Source organism: Streptosporangium sp. NPDC020145 (assembly GCF_040631275.1).
GTDB lineage: Bacteria > Actinomycetota > Actinomycetes > Streptosporangiales > Streptosporangiaceae > Streptosporangium.
This window is the reverse complement of sequence record NZ_JBEXZT010000003.1, coordinates 139,041-156,934: the sequence shown is the minus strand read 5'-3', so window position 1 is coordinate 156,934 and position 17,894 is coordinate 139,041. Positions and strand designations below refer to the sequence as shown.

At 69.5% G+C, this 17,894-nt stretch carries 17 protein-coding genes; 12 read left to right on the top strand and 5 right to left on the bottom strand.

Features of this window, described 5'->3' with window-relative positions:
- Positions 1 to 4 precede the first annotated feature (4 nt).
- Together ABZ463_RS06210 and ABZ463_RS06205 are read left to right on the top strand one after the other, a co-directional pair.
- Complete coding sequence (locus tag ABZ463_RS06210; protein WP_352010592.1) at positions 5 to 1,123, top strand: sugar ABC transporter substrate-binding protein; 1,119 nt, start codon at positions 5 to 7, stop codon at positions 1,121 to 1,123.
- Between the two features lie 105 nt (positions 1,124 to 1,228).
- On the top strand, positions 1,229 to 2,731 hold the full coding sequence (locus ABZ463_RS06205) for a sugar ABC transporter ATP-binding protein (RefSeq protein ID WP_362773562.1): 1,503 nt from the start codon (positions 1,229 to 1,231) through the stop codon (positions 2,729 to 2,731).
- A 459-nt stretch (positions 2,732 to 3,190) separates the two neighbouring features.
- Here the strand turns inward: ABZ463_RS06205 and ABZ463_RS06200 are convergent, their stop codons facing one another.
- Entirely contained in the window at positions 3,191 to 3,598 is a 408-nt protein-coding gene (locus ABZ463_RS06200; RefSeq protein WP_352010594.1) for a nuclear transport factor 2 family protein, read from the bottom strand.
- A gap of 83 nt (positions 3,599 to 3,681) precedes the next feature.
- On the opposite strand from ABZ463_RS06200, the gene ABZ463_RS06195 reads away from it, so the two are divergent.
- A complete protein-coding gene (locus ABZ463_RS06195) occupies positions 3,682 to 4,251 on the top strand; it encodes a TetR family transcriptional regulator (protein WP_352010595.1) in 570 nt (189 codons plus the stop codon).
- A 322-nt stretch (positions 4,252 to 4,573) separates the two neighbouring features.
- On the top strand, positions 4,574 to 5,704 hold the full coding sequence (gene tgmC / locus ABZ463_RS06190; RefSeq protein ID WP_362773558.1) for an ATP-grasp peptide maturase system methyltransferase: 1,131 nt from the start codon (positions 4,574 to 4,576) through the stop codon (positions 5,702 to 5,704).
- A gap of 149 nt (positions 5,705 to 5,853) precedes the next feature.
- Here the strand turns inward: tgmC and ABZ463_RS06185 are convergent, their stop codons facing one another.
- Positions 5,854 to 7,107, bottom strand: a complete 1,254-nt coding sequence (locus ABZ463_RS06185; protein WP_362773555.1) for a helix-turn-helix transcriptional regulator — start codon at positions 7,105 to 7,107, stop codon at positions 5,854 to 5,856.
- Positions 7,108 to 7,269: 162 nt separating this feature from the next.
- On the opposite strand from ABZ463_RS06185, the gene ABZ463_RS06180 reads away from it, so the two are divergent.
- The 4 genes from ABZ463_RS06180 (at position 7,270) to ABZ463_RS06165 (ending at position 9,043) form a co-directional block, all read left to right on the top strand.
- Entirely contained in the window at positions 7,270 to 7,485 is a 216-nt protein-coding gene (locus ABZ463_RS06180) for a hypothetical protein (protein WP_362773552.1), read from the top strand.
- 819 nt (positions 7,486 to 8,304) lie between these two features.
- Positions 8,305 to 8,451: a hypothetical protein gene (locus ABZ463_RS06175; protein WP_362773549.1), complete on the top strand. Its 147-nt coding sequence runs from the start codon at positions 8,305 to 8,307 to the stop codon at positions 8,449 to 8,451.
- A gap of 92 nt (positions 8,452 to 8,543) precedes the next feature.
- Positions 8,544 to 8,789, top strand: a complete 246-nt coding sequence (locus ABZ463_RS06170) for a hypothetical protein (protein WP_362773546.1) — start codon at positions 8,544 to 8,546, stop codon at positions 8,787 to 8,789.
- A 32-nt stretch (positions 8,790 to 8,821) separates the two neighbouring features.
- Positions 8,822 to 9,043: a BldC family transcriptional regulator gene (locus ABZ463_RS06165; protein WP_352010599.1), complete on the top strand. Its 222-nt coding sequence runs from the start codon at positions 8,822 to 8,824 to the stop codon at positions 9,041 to 9,043.
- 436 nt (positions 9,044 to 9,479) lie between these two features.
- Here the strand turns inward: ABZ463_RS06165 and ABZ463_RS06160 are convergent, their stop codons facing one another.
- Complete coding sequence (locus ABZ463_RS06160) at positions 9,480 to 10,469, bottom strand: helix-turn-helix domain-containing protein (RefSeq protein ID WP_352010600.1); 990 nt, start codon at positions 10,467 to 10,469, stop codon at positions 9,480 to 9,482.
- 247 nt (positions 10,470 to 10,716) lie between these two features.
- Between ABZ463_RS06160 and ABZ463_RS06155 the strand changes: the two genes are divergently transcribed.
- From ABZ463_RS06155 to soxR, 3 genes are all read left to right on the top strand, one after another.
- On the top strand, positions 10,717 to 12,216 hold the full coding sequence (locus ABZ463_RS06155) for an aldehyde dehydrogenase family protein (RefSeq protein WP_352010601.1): 1,500 nt from the start codon (positions 10,717 to 10,719) through the stop codon (positions 12,214 to 12,216).
- Positions 12,217 to 12,661: 445 nt separating this feature from the next.
- The gene (locus ABZ463_RS06150; protein ID WP_352010602.1) at positions 12,662 to 13,957 is read left to right on the top strand and encodes an esterase-like activity of phytase family protein; all 1,296 of its coding nucleotides are present in this window, start codon (positions 12,662 to 12,664) and stop codon (positions 13,955 to 13,957) included.
- A gap of 151 nt (positions 13,958 to 14,108) precedes the next feature.
- A complete protein-coding gene (gene soxR / locus ABZ463_RS06145) occupies positions 14,109 to 14,600 on the top strand; it encodes a redox-sensitive transcriptional activator SoxR (protein ID WP_352010603.1) in 492 nt (163 codons plus the stop codon).
- A gap of 65 nt (positions 14,601 to 14,665) precedes the next feature.
- Here the strand turns inward: soxR and ABZ463_RS06140 are convergent, their stop codons facing one another.
- Entirely contained in the window at positions 14,666 to 16,063 is a 1,398-nt protein-coding gene (locus ABZ463_RS06140) for an MFS transporter (RefSeq protein ID WP_352010604.1), read from the bottom strand.
- Positions 16,064 to 16,237: 174 nt separating this feature from the next.
- Between ABZ463_RS06140 and ABZ463_RS06135 the strand changes: the two genes are divergently transcribed.
- A complete protein-coding gene (locus ABZ463_RS06135; protein WP_362773539.1) occupies positions 16,238 to 17,185 on the top strand; it encodes a serine hydrolase domain-containing protein in 948 nt (315 codons plus the stop codon).
- Between the two features lie 7 nt (positions 17,186 to 17,192).
- On the opposite strand, the gene ABZ463_RS06130 is transcribed toward ABZ463_RS06135, so the two are convergent.
- Positions 17,193 to 17,885, bottom strand: a complete 693-nt coding sequence (locus tag ABZ463_RS06130; protein ID WP_352010606.1) for an HAD family hydrolase — start codon at positions 17,883 to 17,885, stop codon at positions 17,193 to 17,195.
- Positions 17,886 to 17,894 lie beyond the last annotated feature (9 nt).

Genomic DNA, 17,894 nt, shown 5'->3' with positions numbered 1-17,894 from the left:
ACCCATGACCGCTGGACCGAGGCGCCGCCGCCGTACGTTCACCGCCCTGTCGATTCTCACCGCCTCGGCCATCGCGCTCACGGCCTGTTCCTCTGGCCCGTCCGGCTCGTCCGGTTCGCAGGAGACGGCGGGCGCGAGCGGGGGAGGGGACGCCAAGAAGCCCCTGAAGATGGGCTTCATCTACGCCACGTCCACCCAGAACCCGTTCCAGGAGATGGCGTTCGGCGCAAAGGCCGCCGCCGACCAGGACGGCAACGTCACCCTCAACCAGGCCGCCCCCGTCGGGGTCAACGGCCCCGCCCAGGTCCAGCTCTTCCAGTCCGCGATCAGGAACTCCCCCGACGGCATCGGCCTGGAGACCCTCACCCCCGACCTGTTCGTCCGGCCGATCAACCAGGCGACCGACCAGAACATCCCGATGGCCGCCGTGGACACCGCGCCCCCGCCCGGGACCAAGGTCGGCCTCTTCGTCGGCAACAGCAACACCGAACTGGGCGTCGCGCTCGGTGAGGAGTTCATCAAGCACGTGCCCGAGGACGCCACCGGCGACGTCGTGATCGGCAACGACATCCCCGGCCTCCAGCTGCTCAACCAGCGCATCGAGGGGCTCGTCTCGGTCATCAAGGCCAAGCGTCCCAAGCTGACGATCAAGGGCCCGTTCGACGCCAAGTCCGAGCCGACCGACAACTTCAACGCCTGGCAGGGCATCGTCAAGGCCAACCCGAAGGCCATCGCCTTCCTCGGCGTCGGCGGCCAGGACGGCGTCTCGCTGCCGCTGATCAAGCAGCAGACCGGCCGCGACTTCCTCGCGGGCTCGGCGGACATCCCGCCGGAGGCGCTGCAGGCCGTCAAGAAGGGCCAGCTGTTCGCGCTCTCCTCGCCCGAGCACTGGCTCAAGGGCTACATCGCGATGCGCCTGCTCATCGACAGCAAGCGGACCGGCAAGCCGGTGCCGACCGGCTGGTGGAACCCCGGCACGCTGGTCGTGAACAAGGACAACGTGGACGAGATCATCAAGCGGCAGACCGACGAGACCAGCCGGGCCGCCTACTTCAAGGCGGTCGTGGACAAGCAGCTCGCCGACCCGAACACCTACCTCAAGCCCATCGGACAGGCCAACTGATTCCGCGGGGCGGTCGGCCACCCCGCTCTTTCGGCCCGGCCGCCCCGCCGTACCCCTCTCCCCGACAGTCAGCCCGCAGCATCCGCAGTAGGAGGAGCGCACACCATGGCGATCCTGGAGGCCAGGAACATCGGCAAGACGTACGGGGGCGTCGTCGCCCTCAAGGACGCGGGCATTCACATCGAGGCGGGCTCCGTCCACGCCCTCCTCGGTGAGAACGGCGCGGGCAAGTCGACGCTGATCAAGATCATGTCCGGTGCGGTGACCCCCGACCGGGGCGGTATCACCCTCAACGGCAAGCAGGTGCGCTTCCGCAACACCGGCGACGCCGCGCGGCACGGCGTCGCCGTCGTGTCCCAGGAGCTCAGCCTCTTCCCCGACCTGGACATCCTGGCCAACCTCTACCCGGTGACCGGCCCGCGCAGAGGACCCTTCCTCGACCGCAGGGCCATGGCGGAGGCCGCCGCCCCGGTGCTCGACCAGCTCGGCCTGAACGTCCCGGTCAGGACCAGGCTCGGCGACCTCTCCCTGGCGCAGCGCCAGCTCGTCGAGATCGCCAGGGCGCTGCTGACCAAGCCGCGCGTCCTGATCCTGGACGAGCCGACCTCCGCGCTCGAACAGGCCAGCGCCGACCGGCTGCTGAACGTCGTACGGGTCCTGCGCGAACACCAGGTCGGCGTCGTCTTCGTCTCGCACATCCTCGAAGAGGTCATGGCGCTCAGCGACGTCATCACCGTCCTGCGCAACGGCCAGGTCGTCATGGAGGCCCAGGACAGGAAGTCGCTGTCCATGGCCGAGGTGGTCACGGCCATGCTGGGGGACAAGACCGTCCAGGTCCAGGAGAAGGTGACGCTCACGGCCCCCCAGGAGACGGCCGGTGGCGAGCTGAGGATCGTGAACGCCGGATCGCAGGGCGCGCTGTCCGAGGTGTCGCTGACCGTACGGCCCGGGGAGATCCTCGGCCTGGCGGGCCTGGCCGGCTCCGGGCACCAGGCGACGCTCGAACTGGTCGCGGGCCTGCGCAGAGCCGACAGCGGCGAGGTGCGGCTCCCCTCAGGACGCCGCGCCCCCAACGGGCTGCGCCGCAGCATCGCGGCGGGCGTCGCCGTCGTCTCCGGCGACCGCCGCAGGTTCGGCCTCATGCTGGACAAGCCCATCTGGGAGAACATCGCCCAGGTGCGGGCCGTGGCCCTCAACCGCGACGGACTCTTCCTGCGCCGTACGGCCCTGCGCACCCGGGCCCGTGACCACGGCGAACGGATGAGCCTGCGCTGTTCCAGCGTCGACCAGCGCACCGGCCTGCTCTCCGGCGGCAACCAGCAGAAGGTCGTGCTCGCCAAGTGGCTCGACGCCGACCCCTCCGTGCTGCTGCTCGACGACCCGACCCGGGGCGTCGACGTGGGCGCCAAGGCCGAGATGCACACGCTGATCCGTTCGGCCACCCAGACGGGGACCGTCACGATGCTCTGCTCGACGGACGTGGAGGAACTGGCCTCCCTGTGCGACCGGGTGGCGGTCTTCTACCGGGGCAGGGTGGCGGCCATCCTCGAAGGCGAATCCCTGACCCAGCACAACATCCTGGAAACCATGAACACCGGCGAATCCTGATTTTTCTGGATTTTCTGGGTGAGTGGAGACCGCGAACGCCCCGCCGGTCAACCGGCGGGGCGTCGTGCTCGTTGTGGCGGGTGAAGTTCTCGCACAGCGGCGGGAAGGCGCTTGAGCCTCTGCGAGGGTGAAGGTCGGCCGACCTTGTTTTCGCACGTGGGTCGTTCGAAGGTCGCCGGGACCGAGGTGTTCGGTGTGGACACCACCCGCCTTCAAGACCTACGTGCGGCCCCCGTCGGCTGTGGCACGACCGCGATTGACTTTCTGTGCGCCGGACGGTCGGTCATTCCCACCGGCGGACTTGTTCTCGGCGCGCCTGCCTCCACGAAGATCATTCTTCGGTCGGTATCCGCCAACTTCGGCTGCTCGACCTGCTCGGCGCCGACGCCGGGAAACCCCGCTGACGGCGGAACGCGCTCGTAGAGCTTGATGGGCTGGCTCGGCGTTGGGCGGGTCGGGTCAGGAGTTCAGGGCCTCGGCCAGGCCTTGCGGGTTCCAGTAGTCGCGGAACAGCAGGATCCTGCCGTCGCGGATCCGGAACACCTGCACGGACGTGGCCTGGAACGGGGCACCTGTCGTGGTCACCACCGCCTTGGCCTCAAGTTCGACGATGAGCACTTCGGGATCGGTGGTCTGGTAAACCTGCGTGGTCCACATGTCCTCGACTCGTAGCAGCGAGATCGTGGCCGCCGCCGAGAAGTCGCGGATCGCCTCGCGGCCCTCGATCCGCCTGGGCATGCCCGGCGGTGCGAAGGGCATCTCGATCACCCCATCGGGGGCGAACAGCTCAGCGAAGCCGTCCATGTCGTGCTCCAGGACCAGGCTTCGTCTGCGCGCGATGACGTCCTGTGGGGTTGGCAGACCCATGGGGCCTCCGTTCATTGAACGCGTGTTGATTGAACGAATGTAGAACGAAATCAAGGAGCGGTCAACGCCCGTAGAATCAACCCGTGAGCGAGCCCAGACCACGCCTGTCACGGGCGGAGCAACGCCGCGCCACCGAGGCGCGGATCCTCGCTGCGGCAGGCCGCCTGTTCGCCGAATCGGGATACGACCAGACCACCATCCGGGCGATCGCCGGCGCCGCGGAAGTGGACGGCGGCCTGGTCATGCACTATTTCGGCTCCAAGGAAGAACTCTTCCATCGCGCCACTCAGGCCGGACCCGTCCGACCCGTCGGCGGAACCCCGGAAGAGGTCGCCGAACAGATACTCGCCCAGATCGCCGACTCGCTGGTCAACGAACCGATCGCGTCACTGGCCGTCCTGCGCTCGATGCTCACCCACGCCGGAGCCTCCGAAGCCGCGATCGAAGGAGCCGCCCGCTACCGGGCGCAACTCAGCGACGCCATCCCCGCCGACGACGCCGACGTGCGGGCCGCACTGATCAGCGCCACTCTCATAGGCGTGGCCGTCAGCCGGCATTTCCTCAAATTCGACGTCCTCCGTGACACCCCTCCGGAACAGATCATCGATCTGCTGCGTCCCTGCCTGCGCTCTCTCACCCGCGCGGATGACTGATCCTGTTTGGACGGCCCCAGACCTCTCAGGGCTGAGAGCTGCACGGCACCCCTGATCAAGGGCCACGCGGAAACGGGATCGCCGCAATCTTCTCCCGGTTCGGACTGTCCGGTACCAAGAAAAGGTGCCGTGTCCCCGGGGGTTTCGTCGCTGTATGGGACGTACCTCATCCTTTCGACTTCGCGCTTGAAACCGTCGGCGGGCGGGCCTCCGAAGCCTGGATTTTCATCGAGTGCAACCCCAACGGGCAGTGGGCCTGGTTGCCTGATGCCGACGCGATGGCCCACGCCCTCGCGGATGTGATCCTGAAAGGATGGTGGTCGTGAGCGACACGGCCGTGAAGCTCCGGCATGCGTTGGCCGAGGCCATCGGGTCCTCCGGCTGGCGTGCGGCGCTGGAGACGACGCCGCGCGAGCTGTTCATGGGGGAGGCCGTCTACCAGGCCGACCAGGTCCGGGGCGATCTGTGGACACCGATCCGCCGTGCCGAGATCGACGAGGGCGATTGGCTGAGCCTGGTCTACACCGACGGGACGTGGGTGACCCAGGTGGACGGGATTCTGGCCGAGGAGGCGGCCGGGCCGGTGACCGGGGCACCCGGTTCGTCGTCCACGCTCCCGAGCCTGGTCGTGCGGATGCTGGAGGCCGCCGAGATCGGCGAAGGCGACACGGTGCTGGAGATCGGCACCGGGACCGGCTACTCGACCGCGCTGATGTGCCGGCGTCTCGGCGACGACGCGGTGACCTCGATCGAGTACGACCCCGCTGTGGCCGGACGTGCAAGGAAGGCCATCGTCCGGGCGGGACACGCACCTACTCTCGTCGTGGGGGACGGCCTGCACGGCCACGCCAACGGCACCGGGTACGACCGGCTGATCTGCACCTGCTCGGTCCGGACCATCCCCACCGCCTGGTTGGAGCAGACGAGTCCCGGAGGAACCATCACCACCCCCATGTGGGGCTGGCTGGACGGCGTCGCCTCCGCCCACCTCACCCTCGACGGCGAGGGTACGGCCAGCGGACGTTTCCTGAAGCAGGGCTGGTACTTCATGCGTGCCCGCACCCACCTGCCGCCGCCCCGCCCGCCCGTGGCGACCGGCATCGGGCAGGTCCGGGAGAGCAGGATCGACCCGGCGATCCTGGACGACGAGGCCGCCCTGTTCGTCGCCCAGCTGGCTGTACCGGCCGCCCAACGCTCGTCAGCGGGGGAGACAACGATCCTGTTGGACGTCTCCACCGGTTCCCGCGCCGACACCAGACCCGCCCCGGGTGGCGGGTGGATCGTCCACCAGCACGGTCCGGTTCGGCTGTGGGACGCGGTGGAGGAGGCCGTACTGCTGTGGCAGGAGGCCGGATCACCGCACCAGTCCGCCTTCGGCCTCACCGCCACCCGCGAACGCCAGTACGTATGGCTCGGCGACCCCACCGGCCCAACCTGGGACCTACCCGCATGATTGACATGCGGGCTTTGGGGGTCCTTCCCGAACTGGGGATTCTTGCAGGTCTACGGCTCGGAGGGCTCACCGGTAATCCGCAAGAGCACGCCCCGCCGATCACTGACCGGCGGGGCGTCGCCATGCTGGGAGGGGATCGGACTGAGCGATCATCTGTTGTTCGGCGGCATCGGATGATGGGCGAACAACTCCCGCACCTCGGGAAGGTCGCGATACGGCTGAAGATGCTCCAGGATGACGCGGGAACGCCGGGCGAGCCGGTCGCTGACCACCTCTCCCGACAGATTCAGCATGCGCCATGCCACACGAACGGCTTCCTCTGGTTCGCCACCGTCTGCCAGGGCGACCGCGAGCCACGACAGATAGAGGGCAAGTTCCCGGGTGTGTGAGGCGTCGTAGCGGCCGAGCACGTCAACCAGCAGGGGCACCGCCCTGAGCGGTCGGCCCAATTCGGTGTATACCCGGGCCTCCATGATCTGGAGTTCTCCGGTGTTCACCCAGTAGACGTAAGGAGGGTCAGCATCCCGAGAGCCGACGGCGAACGCCGTGGCGGCTTGCCCGAGTGCCTTCATCGCGGCTTGAGCCTCTCCCACACGAGTGTGGGCCCAGGCCAACCGATCCCAGGCGAGCGCGCGTACCCCAGGTGAAGGGTGTCGTTCGGCGGTCTTCAACGTCGCGTGGGCGAGTTGGACGCCCTCGCCGGGATCACCGGTGTTGGTTATCTGGTAGGCCAGCGACCCCAGGAGGTAGGACTCCAGGGCGGCGTCTCCGGCTTCCCGCGTCGCGTTGATACCGAGCCGGTAGGCCTGAGCTGCCTGTTCGTGGCGCCCGGCGTCGCTGGCGACCCATCCGGCGATCTGGGCGAACTCTCCGACGCTGACGAGTAGTGACCGGCCCACTTCTTCGGTGTGAACCGTCTCCCGGTAGAGCCGTACGGCGGTGTCCAGTTCACGGAACGCTGGTTCGATGAGGTCGCCTCCGGCGAGGACGTCGTCAGCCAGTCTCAGGCCGTGTACGCGCGCTGAAAGGTCGGTGACGGCGCCCATGCCGATCCGGCGCCCCGTCCCGGTGGTGAGCAACGCCTTGGGATCTCCCTCTGGTAGAACCCGCGCCAGGATCTCTTCGGGCGTCCTACGGGGCCTTTTGTATGGATCGCTGAACAAGCGGTCTTCGGCAATCCCGAAAGCGTGTGCATACAGGACACGATAGGGATCTTTGGGTTCATGTTTTCCCGCTTCCCAATTTCCGATATTTCGGACAATGCTCTCCCGCAAGGGAAGGGAGCGTCGAGTTTCCTCGTTGGCGACCTCCATCAGCCGTTTGGCCATGTCCCGCTGTGACCACTGACGACTGCGCCGCTCATCGCGTAGTCGCGCAGCCCAGGGGGGAATTTCGTCAGCCACGGGTGCACCTCTTCCGGGAAGGGGAAAGGCTCTTTCCTCTAGTTTCCTCCGTCCCCGACTAGGCGCACATGCTTTCGCTGCGATCTCATGAAGTCGTCTGAAAGCGGAACCCCACAGACTGGCAGGCCGTGTGGGGTTCCTGATCGCAACGGAGGTGCGATCGTGAACGATGGTAAGGCCACTGCGCCTTCACCGACCATCCCGGGCTGGCGGCTGATTCTCAGTGATCAGAGCCGTTTCTGGGCTTTTCGCCGGAAACCTTTCTCCAATGCGGCACGAAGGGCCGGGGCCGAACCGGATGTGGACGCCGACACCTTCGACGAGATTCGGGCCGTCGTCGAACACCAGGAGGAGATCGCCCGGGGAGTCGCGTCGTGATCGGACGACCCCGGCACAGCGGGCGGCACCGGGACGGGCAACCGCTCACGCAGGTGTACCGGCGGCTGTGGGACGGCCCCGCCCGTTCCGAGGCGGAAAACATGGACCGTTCCATCCAGGGATGGAGCGTGTTCTACAGCCTGGGCCGGCGCCGCTTCTACGCCATCGCGGCCTGGCCGACCCCCGAACCACTCATCGTCTCCGACCCCGACGCAGAAGGGCTCCGGCAACAGATCCACCAGGTGGAGACCACCCTCATCCGGCGGACCCTCCCACCCATCCCCGAGCAGACACGACCTCCTGAACAGGCAGGACCTCCCGGGCAGGTACGGCCTCCCGGGCAGGCAGGGCCTTCCGGGCAGGGGCGAGCTCCCGAGCGGGCGCGGCCCCCTGAGCGGGTACGGCGACGCCCGGCCTCGGATGTCCGGCGCGACGCCGTACCGCCCTTGGCCGAACGCGGCGGAACCCGACTCCCGGCCGTTCGGCGCGGAGCCGTACCGTCCCTGGGCGAGCGTGGCGATCCTCGGTCCCGAGCGCCGGACCGTCCCCGACCGCTTTCCGAGGCGTGATCTTCCGAGCCGGTACGGCGGGCGGGGAACCCATCCCACCCTCTGCCCGCCGTACCCCGTGAACGTGCGGTCCAGGAGGAGGGGCCTGGGCCGCACACCCAACGGCGGCTCCCGAGCGCATCGGGGAAGGGGAGCCCGTCGGCGCCGGTCACCACGGAGTGACCGGCCTCCTCAGGCGCCCGGCCAGGCAACCCCGCCGGCCGGGCGCCCTCCCTGCCATCCGTCGCCATCCGTCGCGGACAGGAGTCCCGTGAAGAACCCGCTGAGCGCTCTGCTCGACCTGCTCTCCATAGCCCTCCCCGGGCTCCCGGGCGCCGAGACCAAGCCTCAACTCCCCGGAGAGCCTCTGAAACCGCCCACGCCCACGGCGCCTCCGGAGAACCGGGAGAACTCCTGACATGGCGCCGGGGTCGAGCCGGCTCTGTGGATCACGGCGCGGGACTCTCTCGCATGGCCGGTGATCGCTGTCCGGCTACGAAGGGACCGTCCATGACCGACCATGATCCCGAGCGTGAGCAGCGGCTCATCGAACTGCTCGGCACCATCCATCGCGGCTGGAGATACCAGGCCCGGAACGTGCCCGGTCTGCCCCGGTGGTGGGCCTGTCGCTACCAGCCGGTCACCCCGGCCCAGCGCGCCGCCGGGGCACGTGACGTCCTCGCCCGCACCACCGTCCACCGCCTGGCCCAAGCCCTCGGCCGCCAGGACGAGATCACCCACATCATCCGCACCTGAACCCGCCCCATACGGGACCCAAGGAGAACCACATGTCCCCCCTCAAGGTCGTCACGCCCGACGGCACCTTCACCACCGGCCCGGACACCACCGAACGCCTCCTGACCCCCGGTGAGGTGGCCAGGATCTTCGGCGTGGACCCCAAAACCGTCAACCGCTGGGCCCTGACCGGCCGTATCCCCTCGGTGAGAACCCCCAGCCGCCAACGCCGCTACCGAGAAAGCGACATCAGAACCCTCCTCAACGGCGGATAGTCCCTACGGCGCCGTGAGGTCGCGTACCCGGTACTTGACCTAGATCTCCTGCGCCACATCGGCCTCCCGGCTCCCGTCCCCGACGCGGGGAACCCACCGAGAGTGCGCACGACCCGGCAGGAAACCTGCGCGGCCCACCCTGGAGAGGCAGACGCCAAGCTCACGCTCCAGAGCAACCGCCCGAACGCATCAACCCCAAGGGGGAGGGCTTTGGATACCGGCCCCGAACGTGAGGGTTTTGATCGTGTGCTTTACCGGTGCCGTGCGTGAGGAGTGTCGGCTTGGGCGCGTCGGTGTCTGGACTGAGGAGCGAAGGAGCGCAGCGGATGAGCGACGAGGGAAGACACCGACTCGAAAGCGCCCAAGCCCGCGCCGCCGCCAGGCGGAGCAAGGAGACACAACCCGCGCCGCCGCCAGGCGGAGCAAGGAGGCAGGCCTACGCCGTTTCCCAAGCAGAAACCGCCATCCCGCCCTGGGCGTCCCTGGTGAGGCGGTATTCGCGGGGGGAGACGCCGTAGGTCGCCTTGAAGAGGCGGCTGAAGTGGGCGGCGTCGACGAAGCCCCAGTGGGCGGCGACGGTGCTGACCGAGAGCGTCCACTGGTCCGGGTCGACGAGGTCGCGGCGGCAGTGCTCCAGCCTGCGTTCCCTGATGAACCGGGAGACCGTGGTTCCCTCCATCCTGAAGAGCTTGTGCAGGTAGCCGGTCGAGATGTGCACCGCGGCGGCGACCGTGTCCGGGGTGAGGTTGCCGTCGTCGAGATGGGCCTCGATGAAGGCCCTGATGCGCAGCAGGAGCGACTGGGGGGAGCTGGGCGGCGGTGTGCCCTGTTTGCCGAGCCGTTCGGAGAACAGGGTGGCGAGCAGGTCGAGGATGTTGTCGGCCAGCTGGAGCGACTGGTTCTCCCCGATCTCGTCCATCTTGGTGACGAGGTTCATCAGCAGCGGGGAGACCAGCGCCCCGACTCCCTGGCGTCCGGAGACGCGGTTGGCCGTCACCTGGTGCATCTCGTGCGGCCGCAGCCTCAGGAAGCGCTGGGGGAACATCAGCACCAGCATCCGGCAGGTGTTGTCGAAGGCCACGGTGTACGGCCTGCTGGTGTCGTAGACGGCCAGGTCGCCGGGGGTGAGGGGGGCCTCACGGCCGTCCTGCATGACCAGGCAGTAGCCCTGCAGCGGCATGCTCAGCTTGTAGTAGTCGGTCTCCGACCTGGCGATCAGACGGCGGGTCCGTTCGGCCTTGTGGGCGTCGGCCGCGACGTCGCTGACCAGCATCACGCCGAGGCTTCTGCTGCGCATCTGGCCCCGGAACGTCTCGCCGTTGGCGAGGGTCATGTCGAGGGGCACGAACGCCTCGGAGATCGCCGAGCACCAGAAGTCGGCGCGTTCGCGGGCCGGCAGGTCGGCTGTGCGCAGTAGAGACGACATGCTTCCTCCTGCATGGGGCGGTGCGTCCAACTGCAGGAATGGTGCATCGCGTGCCGTTATTTGGCAATGGTCCCGCAGTGTCCCTGTCACATGACAGTAACCGGAAACCGCTGGAGCGTGACAGGCAAGTGCTGTGCCGTCACAGACAAGGCCGCTCGGTGCGCGACGCCGTACAACTGATCCTGACCGTCCCTACAGGCGGTCGAAGGGCGACAGCGAGCACGGGGAGGCCGTGGAGAACATGGCAGTGTCGACGTTTCTGCGACCGCAGGAGAGCGGTCCCGACTCTCCCGTCCTGGAGAAGCCCGGCAGGCTGCTCATCGGTGGTGAGTGGGGCTCCGGCAACTCAGGGCGGACCTTCACGACCTACGACCCGGCGACGGCCGCCCCGCTGGGTGAACTGGCCGAGGCCGACGCCTCCGATGTGGACGCCGCCGTCGACGCGGCCAGGAAGGCGCTGCGTAACCCCGACTGGGCGCAGATGTCGCCCGCGGCACGGGCGCGGGTGCTCTGGCGGATCGCGGACCTGATCGAGGCCAACGGCGAGGAGCTGGCGTACCTGGAGACGAGGGACCAGGGACAGCCGCTCGGGGTCGCCAGGGGCGTCTCGGTCACGGGCGCGGCCGAGCACTTCCGCTACTACGCGGGCTGGACCACCAAGATCGAGGGCGCGACCTCTCCGATCTCCCTGCCGAACACCCTGCACTACACCCGCAGGGAGCCGGTCGGGGTCTGCGCGCTGATCACGCCGTGGAACTTCCCGCTGATGATCCTCACCTGGAAGCTCGCCCCCGCGCTGGCCTGCGCCAACACGGTGATCATCAAGCCGGCCGAGCAGACCTCGCTGACCGCCCTGCGCCTGGCCGAGCTGTGCGTCGAGGCCGGGGTGCCCGAGGGCGTCGTCAACCTCCTCACCGGCGGCCCCGACGTCGGCCGCGCCCTGGTGGCGCACTCCGGGGTGGACAAGGTGTCCTTCACCGGCTCGACCGAGGTCGGCCGGGAGATCATGCGCGCCTCTGCGGGCAACCTCAAGCGGGTCACCCTGGAGCTCGGCGGCAAGACCCCCACGATCGTGGCGCACGACGCCGACCTCGACAGGGCCGTCGCCGGTTGTGTCCAGGGCGCCCTGTTCAACAGCGGCCAGGTGTGCGCCGCCTACTCCAGGTTCTACGTGGACCGCAGCCGGGTCGACGAGTTCACGGAGAAGGCCGCCGCCGCTGCCGCCGCGCTGCGGCTGGGCCCCGGCCTGTCCGACACGACCGACCTGGGCCCGCTCGTCACCGAGGAGCACCTGCGCAACGTGGACGGCTTCGTGCGTTCCGGTGTCGAGCAGGGCGCCCAGCTGGTGACCGGTGGGCAGCGTGCCGACGGGGACCTGGAGAAGGGCTTCTTCTACCGGCCGACCGTCTTCGCCGGGGTGACCGACGACATGCGGATCGCCAGGGAGGAGATCTTCGGCCCGGTCATCCCCGTCATGGCCTACGACGACCTGGACGAGATCGCGGAGCGGGCCAACGACAGCGAGTTCGGCCTGGCCGCCTCGGTGTGGACCAAGGACCTGTCGACCGCGCACACGCTGGCCGCCGCCGTACGGGCGGGCACGGTGTTCGTCAACATGCTGCATGTCCCCGACCCCGCCGCGCCCTGGGGCGGCTTCAAGGCCAGCGGGACCGGCCGGGAGATGGGGCCGTACGCGCTGGAGGCCTACACCGAGGTCAAGGGAGTCTTCGTCAACCTGGACCGGTGAGGAACCCCGGGGGTTCCCGGCCGGTGACAGGCCCGGTGACCGAGGGGTAGGGGGCCGGGTACGCCGGTGTGTCCGCGCGGTGGGCTCCGCGTGGACACACCGGCTCTCCTTTTTCCGGCGCCCGGCGCCCGGCGCCCGGCGCCCGGCGCCCGGCGCCCGGCGCCCGGCGCCCGGCGCCCGGACGGGGCGCGTAGGGGAGGGGCCGCGTTCGGATGGGCGCCCTGCCCTGCGAGGAGGTCCCTGTCCCGCGAGGGGCCACCCGGGAGGCCGTGGCCGTACGGAAAATCCCGCCCGTGGATGAGCAAGATCGCAGGTGGGAGGCGGCTCGGTGTGTCCGGTGTCACCGTACGCCTTCTCTTCGTGTTCACCCGGGCTTAGGGTTCAGGTCGCCCGGCGTCGATAGCTTCCGGATCTCGTCACAGACCAGGTCGTAAAGGAAAGCTCCATGTCACGTCCCCTCCTCGCCGCCCTCGCCACCGCGGCGGCGTTCACCGTCGCCCTCACCGGCGCGGCCGTGGCTCCCGCCGCCGCCGCTCCCAAGGAGAAGGCTCCGCGGGTCACCTCCGACGTGACGCTGCCCGCCCCCGCCCTGGCGGAGTTCGAGAGCGGTCTCGTCAAGGACGACCGCGGTGTGAAGCTGGGCGGTGTCGGCAGCGGCCTCTACCCGGCGGGCCGTCCCGGCGAGTACTGGATGGTCACCGACCGGGGCCCGAACGGCGAGCCGAAGATCAACGGTGAGAAGCGGCGCACCTTCCCGGTGCCGGAGTTCGCGCCCGCCATCGTGCGCGTCGCCGTACGGAACGGCAAGGCGAAGATCGCCGAGACGATCACGCTGAAGACGTCCGACGGCACGCCCATCACCGGTGTGTCGAACCAGGAGGGCCACGACGAGGTTCCCTACACCTGGGACGGCACGGCCGAGCTGCCCTACGACCCGAACGGCCTGGACACCGAGGACATCGTCGCCGACGGGCGCGGCGGCTTCTGGCTGGTCGAGGAGTACTCGCCCTCCCTGGTGCACGTGGCGGCCGACGGGCGGATCCTGGCCAGGTACGTGCCCAAGGGCCTCAACCTGACCGGGACGGGTTATCCGGTCCGCGAGACGCTGCCCGCGATCTTCGCCAACCGCCAGCAGAACCGCGGCTTCGAGGCGCTGGGCATCTCGCCCTCCGAGCGCGCCCTCTACGTCGCCGTGCAGAGCCCGCTGGGCAACCCCGACAAGAAGACGGGCAAGGCGTCGAGCGTCACCCGCATCCTGCGCGTCGACCTGCGCACCGGGCGGCCGACCGCCGAGTGGGCCTACAGCATGGAGAACGTCGCGACCTTCGACCCCAAGGCCGAGCAGGGCGACATGAAGATCTCCGCCCTCAACGTGCTGAGCCCCGGCCGTCTGCTGCTCCAGGAGCGCACCGACGCGGTCGCCCGCCTGTACACCGTCGACGTGCGCCGGGCGACGAACCTCCTCGGCGGCGCGCAGGACGACCCGGCGACCAAGCCCTCCCTTGAGGCCTCGCTGCCCAAGAACGTCACCGTCGCCACCAAGTCCCTGGCCGTCGACCTGGCCGCGATCCCCGGCCTGCCCGGCAAGATCGAGGGCGTCACCGTCCTCGGCCCCAAGACCATCGCGATCGCCAACGACAACGACTTCGGCCTCGGCTCCTTCGGTTCGGACGGCCGTCTGGTCGACTCCGGCGTCACCAGCCGCATCCTGACCATCAGCCTGCCCCGCCCGCTGAGGTAACCCCGCAATCCCCTCTCCCGACGACCCCCGTGGGCCGCCGCCTCCTCGGCGCCCACGGGGGTCGTTCTTTCTCCCCGGAAAACCCGGCCGTCGGCTGGAGTAATATTCGCGCGAGAACCTCAATATTTATTGATGCCTGGGAGGGGGGAGGATGGGTGACCTTCCGGCTGAACTCAGTGTCGGGGAACTCTCCACGCGCAGCGGTGTCGCGATATCCGCTCTGCATTTCTACGAACGGCAGGGGCTCATAACGAGCCGCCGCACGGAGGGCAACCAGCGGCGCTACCGGCGTGACACACTGCGGCGGGTGGCGTTGATCCGCGTCGCGCAGCGGGTGGGGATACCGCTGGCCGAGATCGGCACCGCCCTGGAGGACCTGCCGAGCGCGCGTCCTCCCACACGGCAGGACTGGGAGCGCATGTCCACGCGGTGGCGTGACCAGCTCGACGCCCGGATCCGCGAGCTCCAGAAGCTGCGTGACGACTTCACCGACTGCGTCGGCTGTGGATGCCTGTCGATCGACCGCTGTCCGATGGCCAACCCGGACGACACGCTCGGCAGGCTGGGCTCCGGCCCGCGGCGCCTGCTGGAGGGGGTGGGAGAGGCCAAACGGGCGGAGGCGAATACGGCATGCTGCCGGTGAACGGCCGCCCTTTCCCGGCCTTAATTCCATGGAGGTTTTGGGGGTAATTTGCGGGCCCTCCGGAATCACACGGAAACGCCTTTCCCCGCCGCCTGCCGTACGGCGGAGCCACCGCGCAGCAGGAACGCGCACAGCAGCACGGAAAGCAGCGTGAGACCCGTCATCGCCCAGAGCGTCAGCCGCAGCCCCTCGGTGAAGCCGGGTCCGGCCAGCCGTCCTCCGGTGGTCGCGGCCAGTACGGCACCGCACACCGCGATGGCGATGGTCTCGCTGCCCAGCCGCGCGGTGTTGAGCATGCCCGCGGCGGTGCCCGCCCGGTCGGCGGGGGCGCTGCCGATCGCCACCCCGTCGATCAGCCCGATCGAGGCGCCGACGCCGAGCCCGATCGTCAGCAGCGGTCCCGCGAGACCGGGTGTCCCGGCCTCCGGCCCGGCCAGCGCCAGCCAGGCGGCCCCGGCGCCGACCAGGACCAGCGACAGCACGACGACGGCCGCCGGTGACACCCATCTGGTGACCGGCCCGATCAGCGAGGGCAGGACGAGCGTCGGGGCGGTGAGCATGATCAGCGTGGCGCCCGCCCGCTGCGGACTCATCTCCAGCACCTCGGTGAAGTAGGACGGCAGGTAGACCAGCAGCGGCACGAGCACGCAGACGATCGTCGCCGCCGCCGTGGAGAAGGCCAGGAAACGCGGGCCGGTGAACAGCCCGAAGTCGAACATCGGGTCCGGCCTGCGCCGTTCGATCCCGGCGAACACCGCGAGGCACACCAGGGAGGCGGCGAAGGCCGCCAACGGCAGCGGCGAGGTCCACCCGAGGTCGGGCCCCTCGACGAAGCCGGTGATCAGCAGGAGCAGGAACAGGGTGAACGTGACGGCCCCGCCGGTGTCGACGCGGCGGGGCGCCGGGTCCCGGGACTCGGGCAGCAGGGGCACCACGCAGAGTACGGCGAGTGCCACCGCGGCGGGCAGGCCGAACACCATGCGCCAGCCGAACGCGCCGATCAGCGCTCCGGCGACGGTGGGACCGAAGGCGAGGCCGACCCCGAGCGCGGTGCCGAACAGGCCGAAGACACGGGTCCTGGCCCGCCCCTCGAAGGAGGTGGCGAGCAGCGCGCCCCCGCTCGCCCCCGCGGCGGCCGCGCCCGCTCCCGCGACGGCGCGGACCACGTCGAGCAGCACGATGTCGGTGGCGAGGGTGCTCAGCAGGCCGGTGACGGCGAACACCGCGACCCCGGCCGCGTAGACACGGCGTCTGCCGACCAGGTCGGCCAGCGAACCGGAGACCAGCATGAAACTGGCGAAGGTGGCGTTGTAGCCGTTCACCACCCACTGGACGGGGGCGAGCCGCGCGCCCAGGTCCGCGGCGATGTCCGGCAGGGCGACGGAGGCGCCGGTCAGGGTGATCGGCAGGGAGACGGTGGACAGCAGGACGGCCACAAGGACGAGGATCTGTTTTTTTCGCATATCTCTCCTGTTCAACGGGAAATTTCGGGATTTCTTAAGCGTGGGACGTCAACAAACGTTGAGGTCAAGGGGGTTTTCCGGGGTCCGCGCTCAGGCCGCCCTCACGACGGGCCCTTCCCTGACGGCCACCGGCCGCTGGACCCTGACACCGTGTCAGGCCGTACAAGGGGAGGCATGCCGATGGACATGGAAGCCGCGCTGGCCGAGATCGTGCGTGAGGGCAGGGCGCCGGATCTGCACGGCGTCGTCGTGACACGCGGGCGGGACCTGATCTTCGAATACTACGGGGAGGGGCCGGACGTCGCCTGGAACGCCCCCCTCGGCACCGTCACGTTCGGGCCGGACACGCTCCACGACCTCAGGTCGGTCACCAAGAGCGTCGTCGGCCTGCTGTACGGCATGGCCCTGGAGGGAGGCCATGTCCCCGACCCCGCCGAACCGCTGTACGCGTGTTTCCCAGAATATCCTGATCTAGCGGGCCGTACCGGACTGACGGTGGGACACGCGCTGACGATGACGCTGGGCCTGGAGTGGGACGAGAGCGTCCCCTACACCAGCCCGGCCAACAGCGAGATCGCGATGGAGACGGCGCCCGACCGTTACCGGTACGTCCTGGAACGTCCGTCCGTCGAGGAGCCGGGCACGACCTGGCGGTACTGCGGCGGCGCCTCCACCCTTCTCGGCGGCCTCATCGCCAGGGGAACCGGCGTGCCGCTTGAGGAGTTCGCGCGTACGGCGCTGTTCGAACCGCTCGGCATCACGGCCTTCGAGTGGGCCAGGGGCGGCGACGGCGTCGCGGCGGCGGCCTCCGGGCTCAGGCTGACCCCCAGGGACCTGGCCGAGATCGGCCGGCACGTCCTGGAGTCGGACTCCCCGTGGATCTCCCGCATGCTCACGCCGTACGTGGCGATCGGGGAGGGGCTCGACTACGGCTACCAGTGGTTTCTCGGGCCAGGCTGGGTCGCGGGGGTCGGCAACGGGGGGCAGCGGCTGTACGTACGGCCCGACCTCGGGCTCGTCGTCGTGGTGACCTCGGGCCGGTACAACCTGCCCGACGCCCAGGAGACCCCGGTCTTCGTCATCGAGGAGGTGGTGCTGCCCGCCCTGCTTCCCGGCGGATGAACCGTGCTCAGGCCGCGCCGAGGACGTCGAGCACCGCCGACAGGCGGGACAGGCGGGGACCGGCCCAGTCGTGCTCCCTCGGCTGGGCGTCCGCGCTCTCCCAGTCGTCGGCGTAGAGCATGAACGCCGTCATGCCGCAGGCCGTGGCCCCGGTGAGCTCACGGCCGCCGCCGTCGCCCACGTACAGGCACTCCCCGGGCGTCACCCCGAGCCGCCGCGCGGCCAGCAGGAACAGCTCGGGATCGGGCTTGCGCCTGCCGATCTCACACGACAGGACCGCCGCGTCCACCAGGGAGGCGAGCGGCAGCTCCGGCCACGCCCGCACCAGCTCGGCCGTGCAGTCGCTCAGGACGCCGACGGCCAGCCCACGCTCCCGGATCGCGCCCAGCGTGCCGAGCGCGTCGTCGCGCAGGGTGAACAGCTCCCGCTGGGCCTCGGCGCGGGCGGAGCACGCGGCGGTGAGGGCGGTCTCGCCCGGATCGACGCCGCAGCGGCGGGCGAGGGTCAGGATGGTGCTCCTGAGGTCACCGAGGGAGCCGGTGGCCCGTTCCTCGAAGGAGGAGTCGAGGGCGGCCCGCCAGACCGGGACGGGGATGCCCAGTGGGGCGGCGCTGCGGGCCGCGTGGTCGTCCCAGACATGCGCCGGGGTGGACGGCGTGAGCGTCCCGAAGAAGTCGAAGATCACTGCGGTGAACGGCACCGGGTCTCC

Excerpts from the sequence above, each read along its gene's own strand:
- ABZ463_RS06200 (WP_352010594.1), bottom strand. The coding sequence starts at position 3,598 with ATGGGTCTGCCAACCCCACAGGACGTCATCGCGCGCAGACGAAGCCTG.
- ABZ463_RS06165 (WP_352010599.1), top strand. The coding sequence starts at position 8,822 with ATGTCCCCCCTCAAGGTCGTCACGCCCGACGGCACCTTCACCACCGGC.
- ABZ463_RS06140 (WP_352010604.1), bottom strand. The coding sequence starts at position 16,063 with ATGCGAAAAAAACAGATCCTCGTCCTTGTGGCCGTCCTGCTGTCCACC.
- soxR (WP_352010603.1), top strand. The coding sequence starts at position 14,109 with ATGGGTGACCTTCCGGCTGAACTCAGTGTCGGGGAACTCTCCACGCGC.
- ABZ463_RS06170 (WP_362773546.1), top strand. The coding sequence starts at position 8,544 with ATGACCGACCATGATCCCGAGCGTGAGCAGCGGCTCATCGAACTGCTC.
- ABZ463_RS06135 (WP_362773539.1), top strand. The coding sequence starts at position 16,238 with ATGCCGATGGACATGGAAGCCGCGCTGGCCGAGATCGTGCGTGAGGGC.
- ABZ463_RS06150 (WP_352010602.1), top strand. The coding sequence starts at position 12,662 with ATGTCACGTCCCCTCCTCGCCGCCCTCGCCACCGCGGCGGCGTTCACC.
- ABZ463_RS06210 (WP_352010592.1), top strand. The coding sequence starts at position 5 with ATGACCGCTGGACCGAGGCGCCGCCGCCGTACGTTCACCGCCCTGTCG.
- ABZ463_RS06205 (WP_362773562.1), top strand. The coding sequence starts at position 1,229 with ATGGCGATCCTGGAGGCCAGGAACATCGGCAAGACGTACGGGGGCGTC.
- ABZ463_RS06160 (WP_352010600.1), bottom strand. The coding sequence starts at position 10,469 with ATGTCGTCTCTACTGCGCACAGCCGACCTGCCGGCCCGCGAACGCGCC.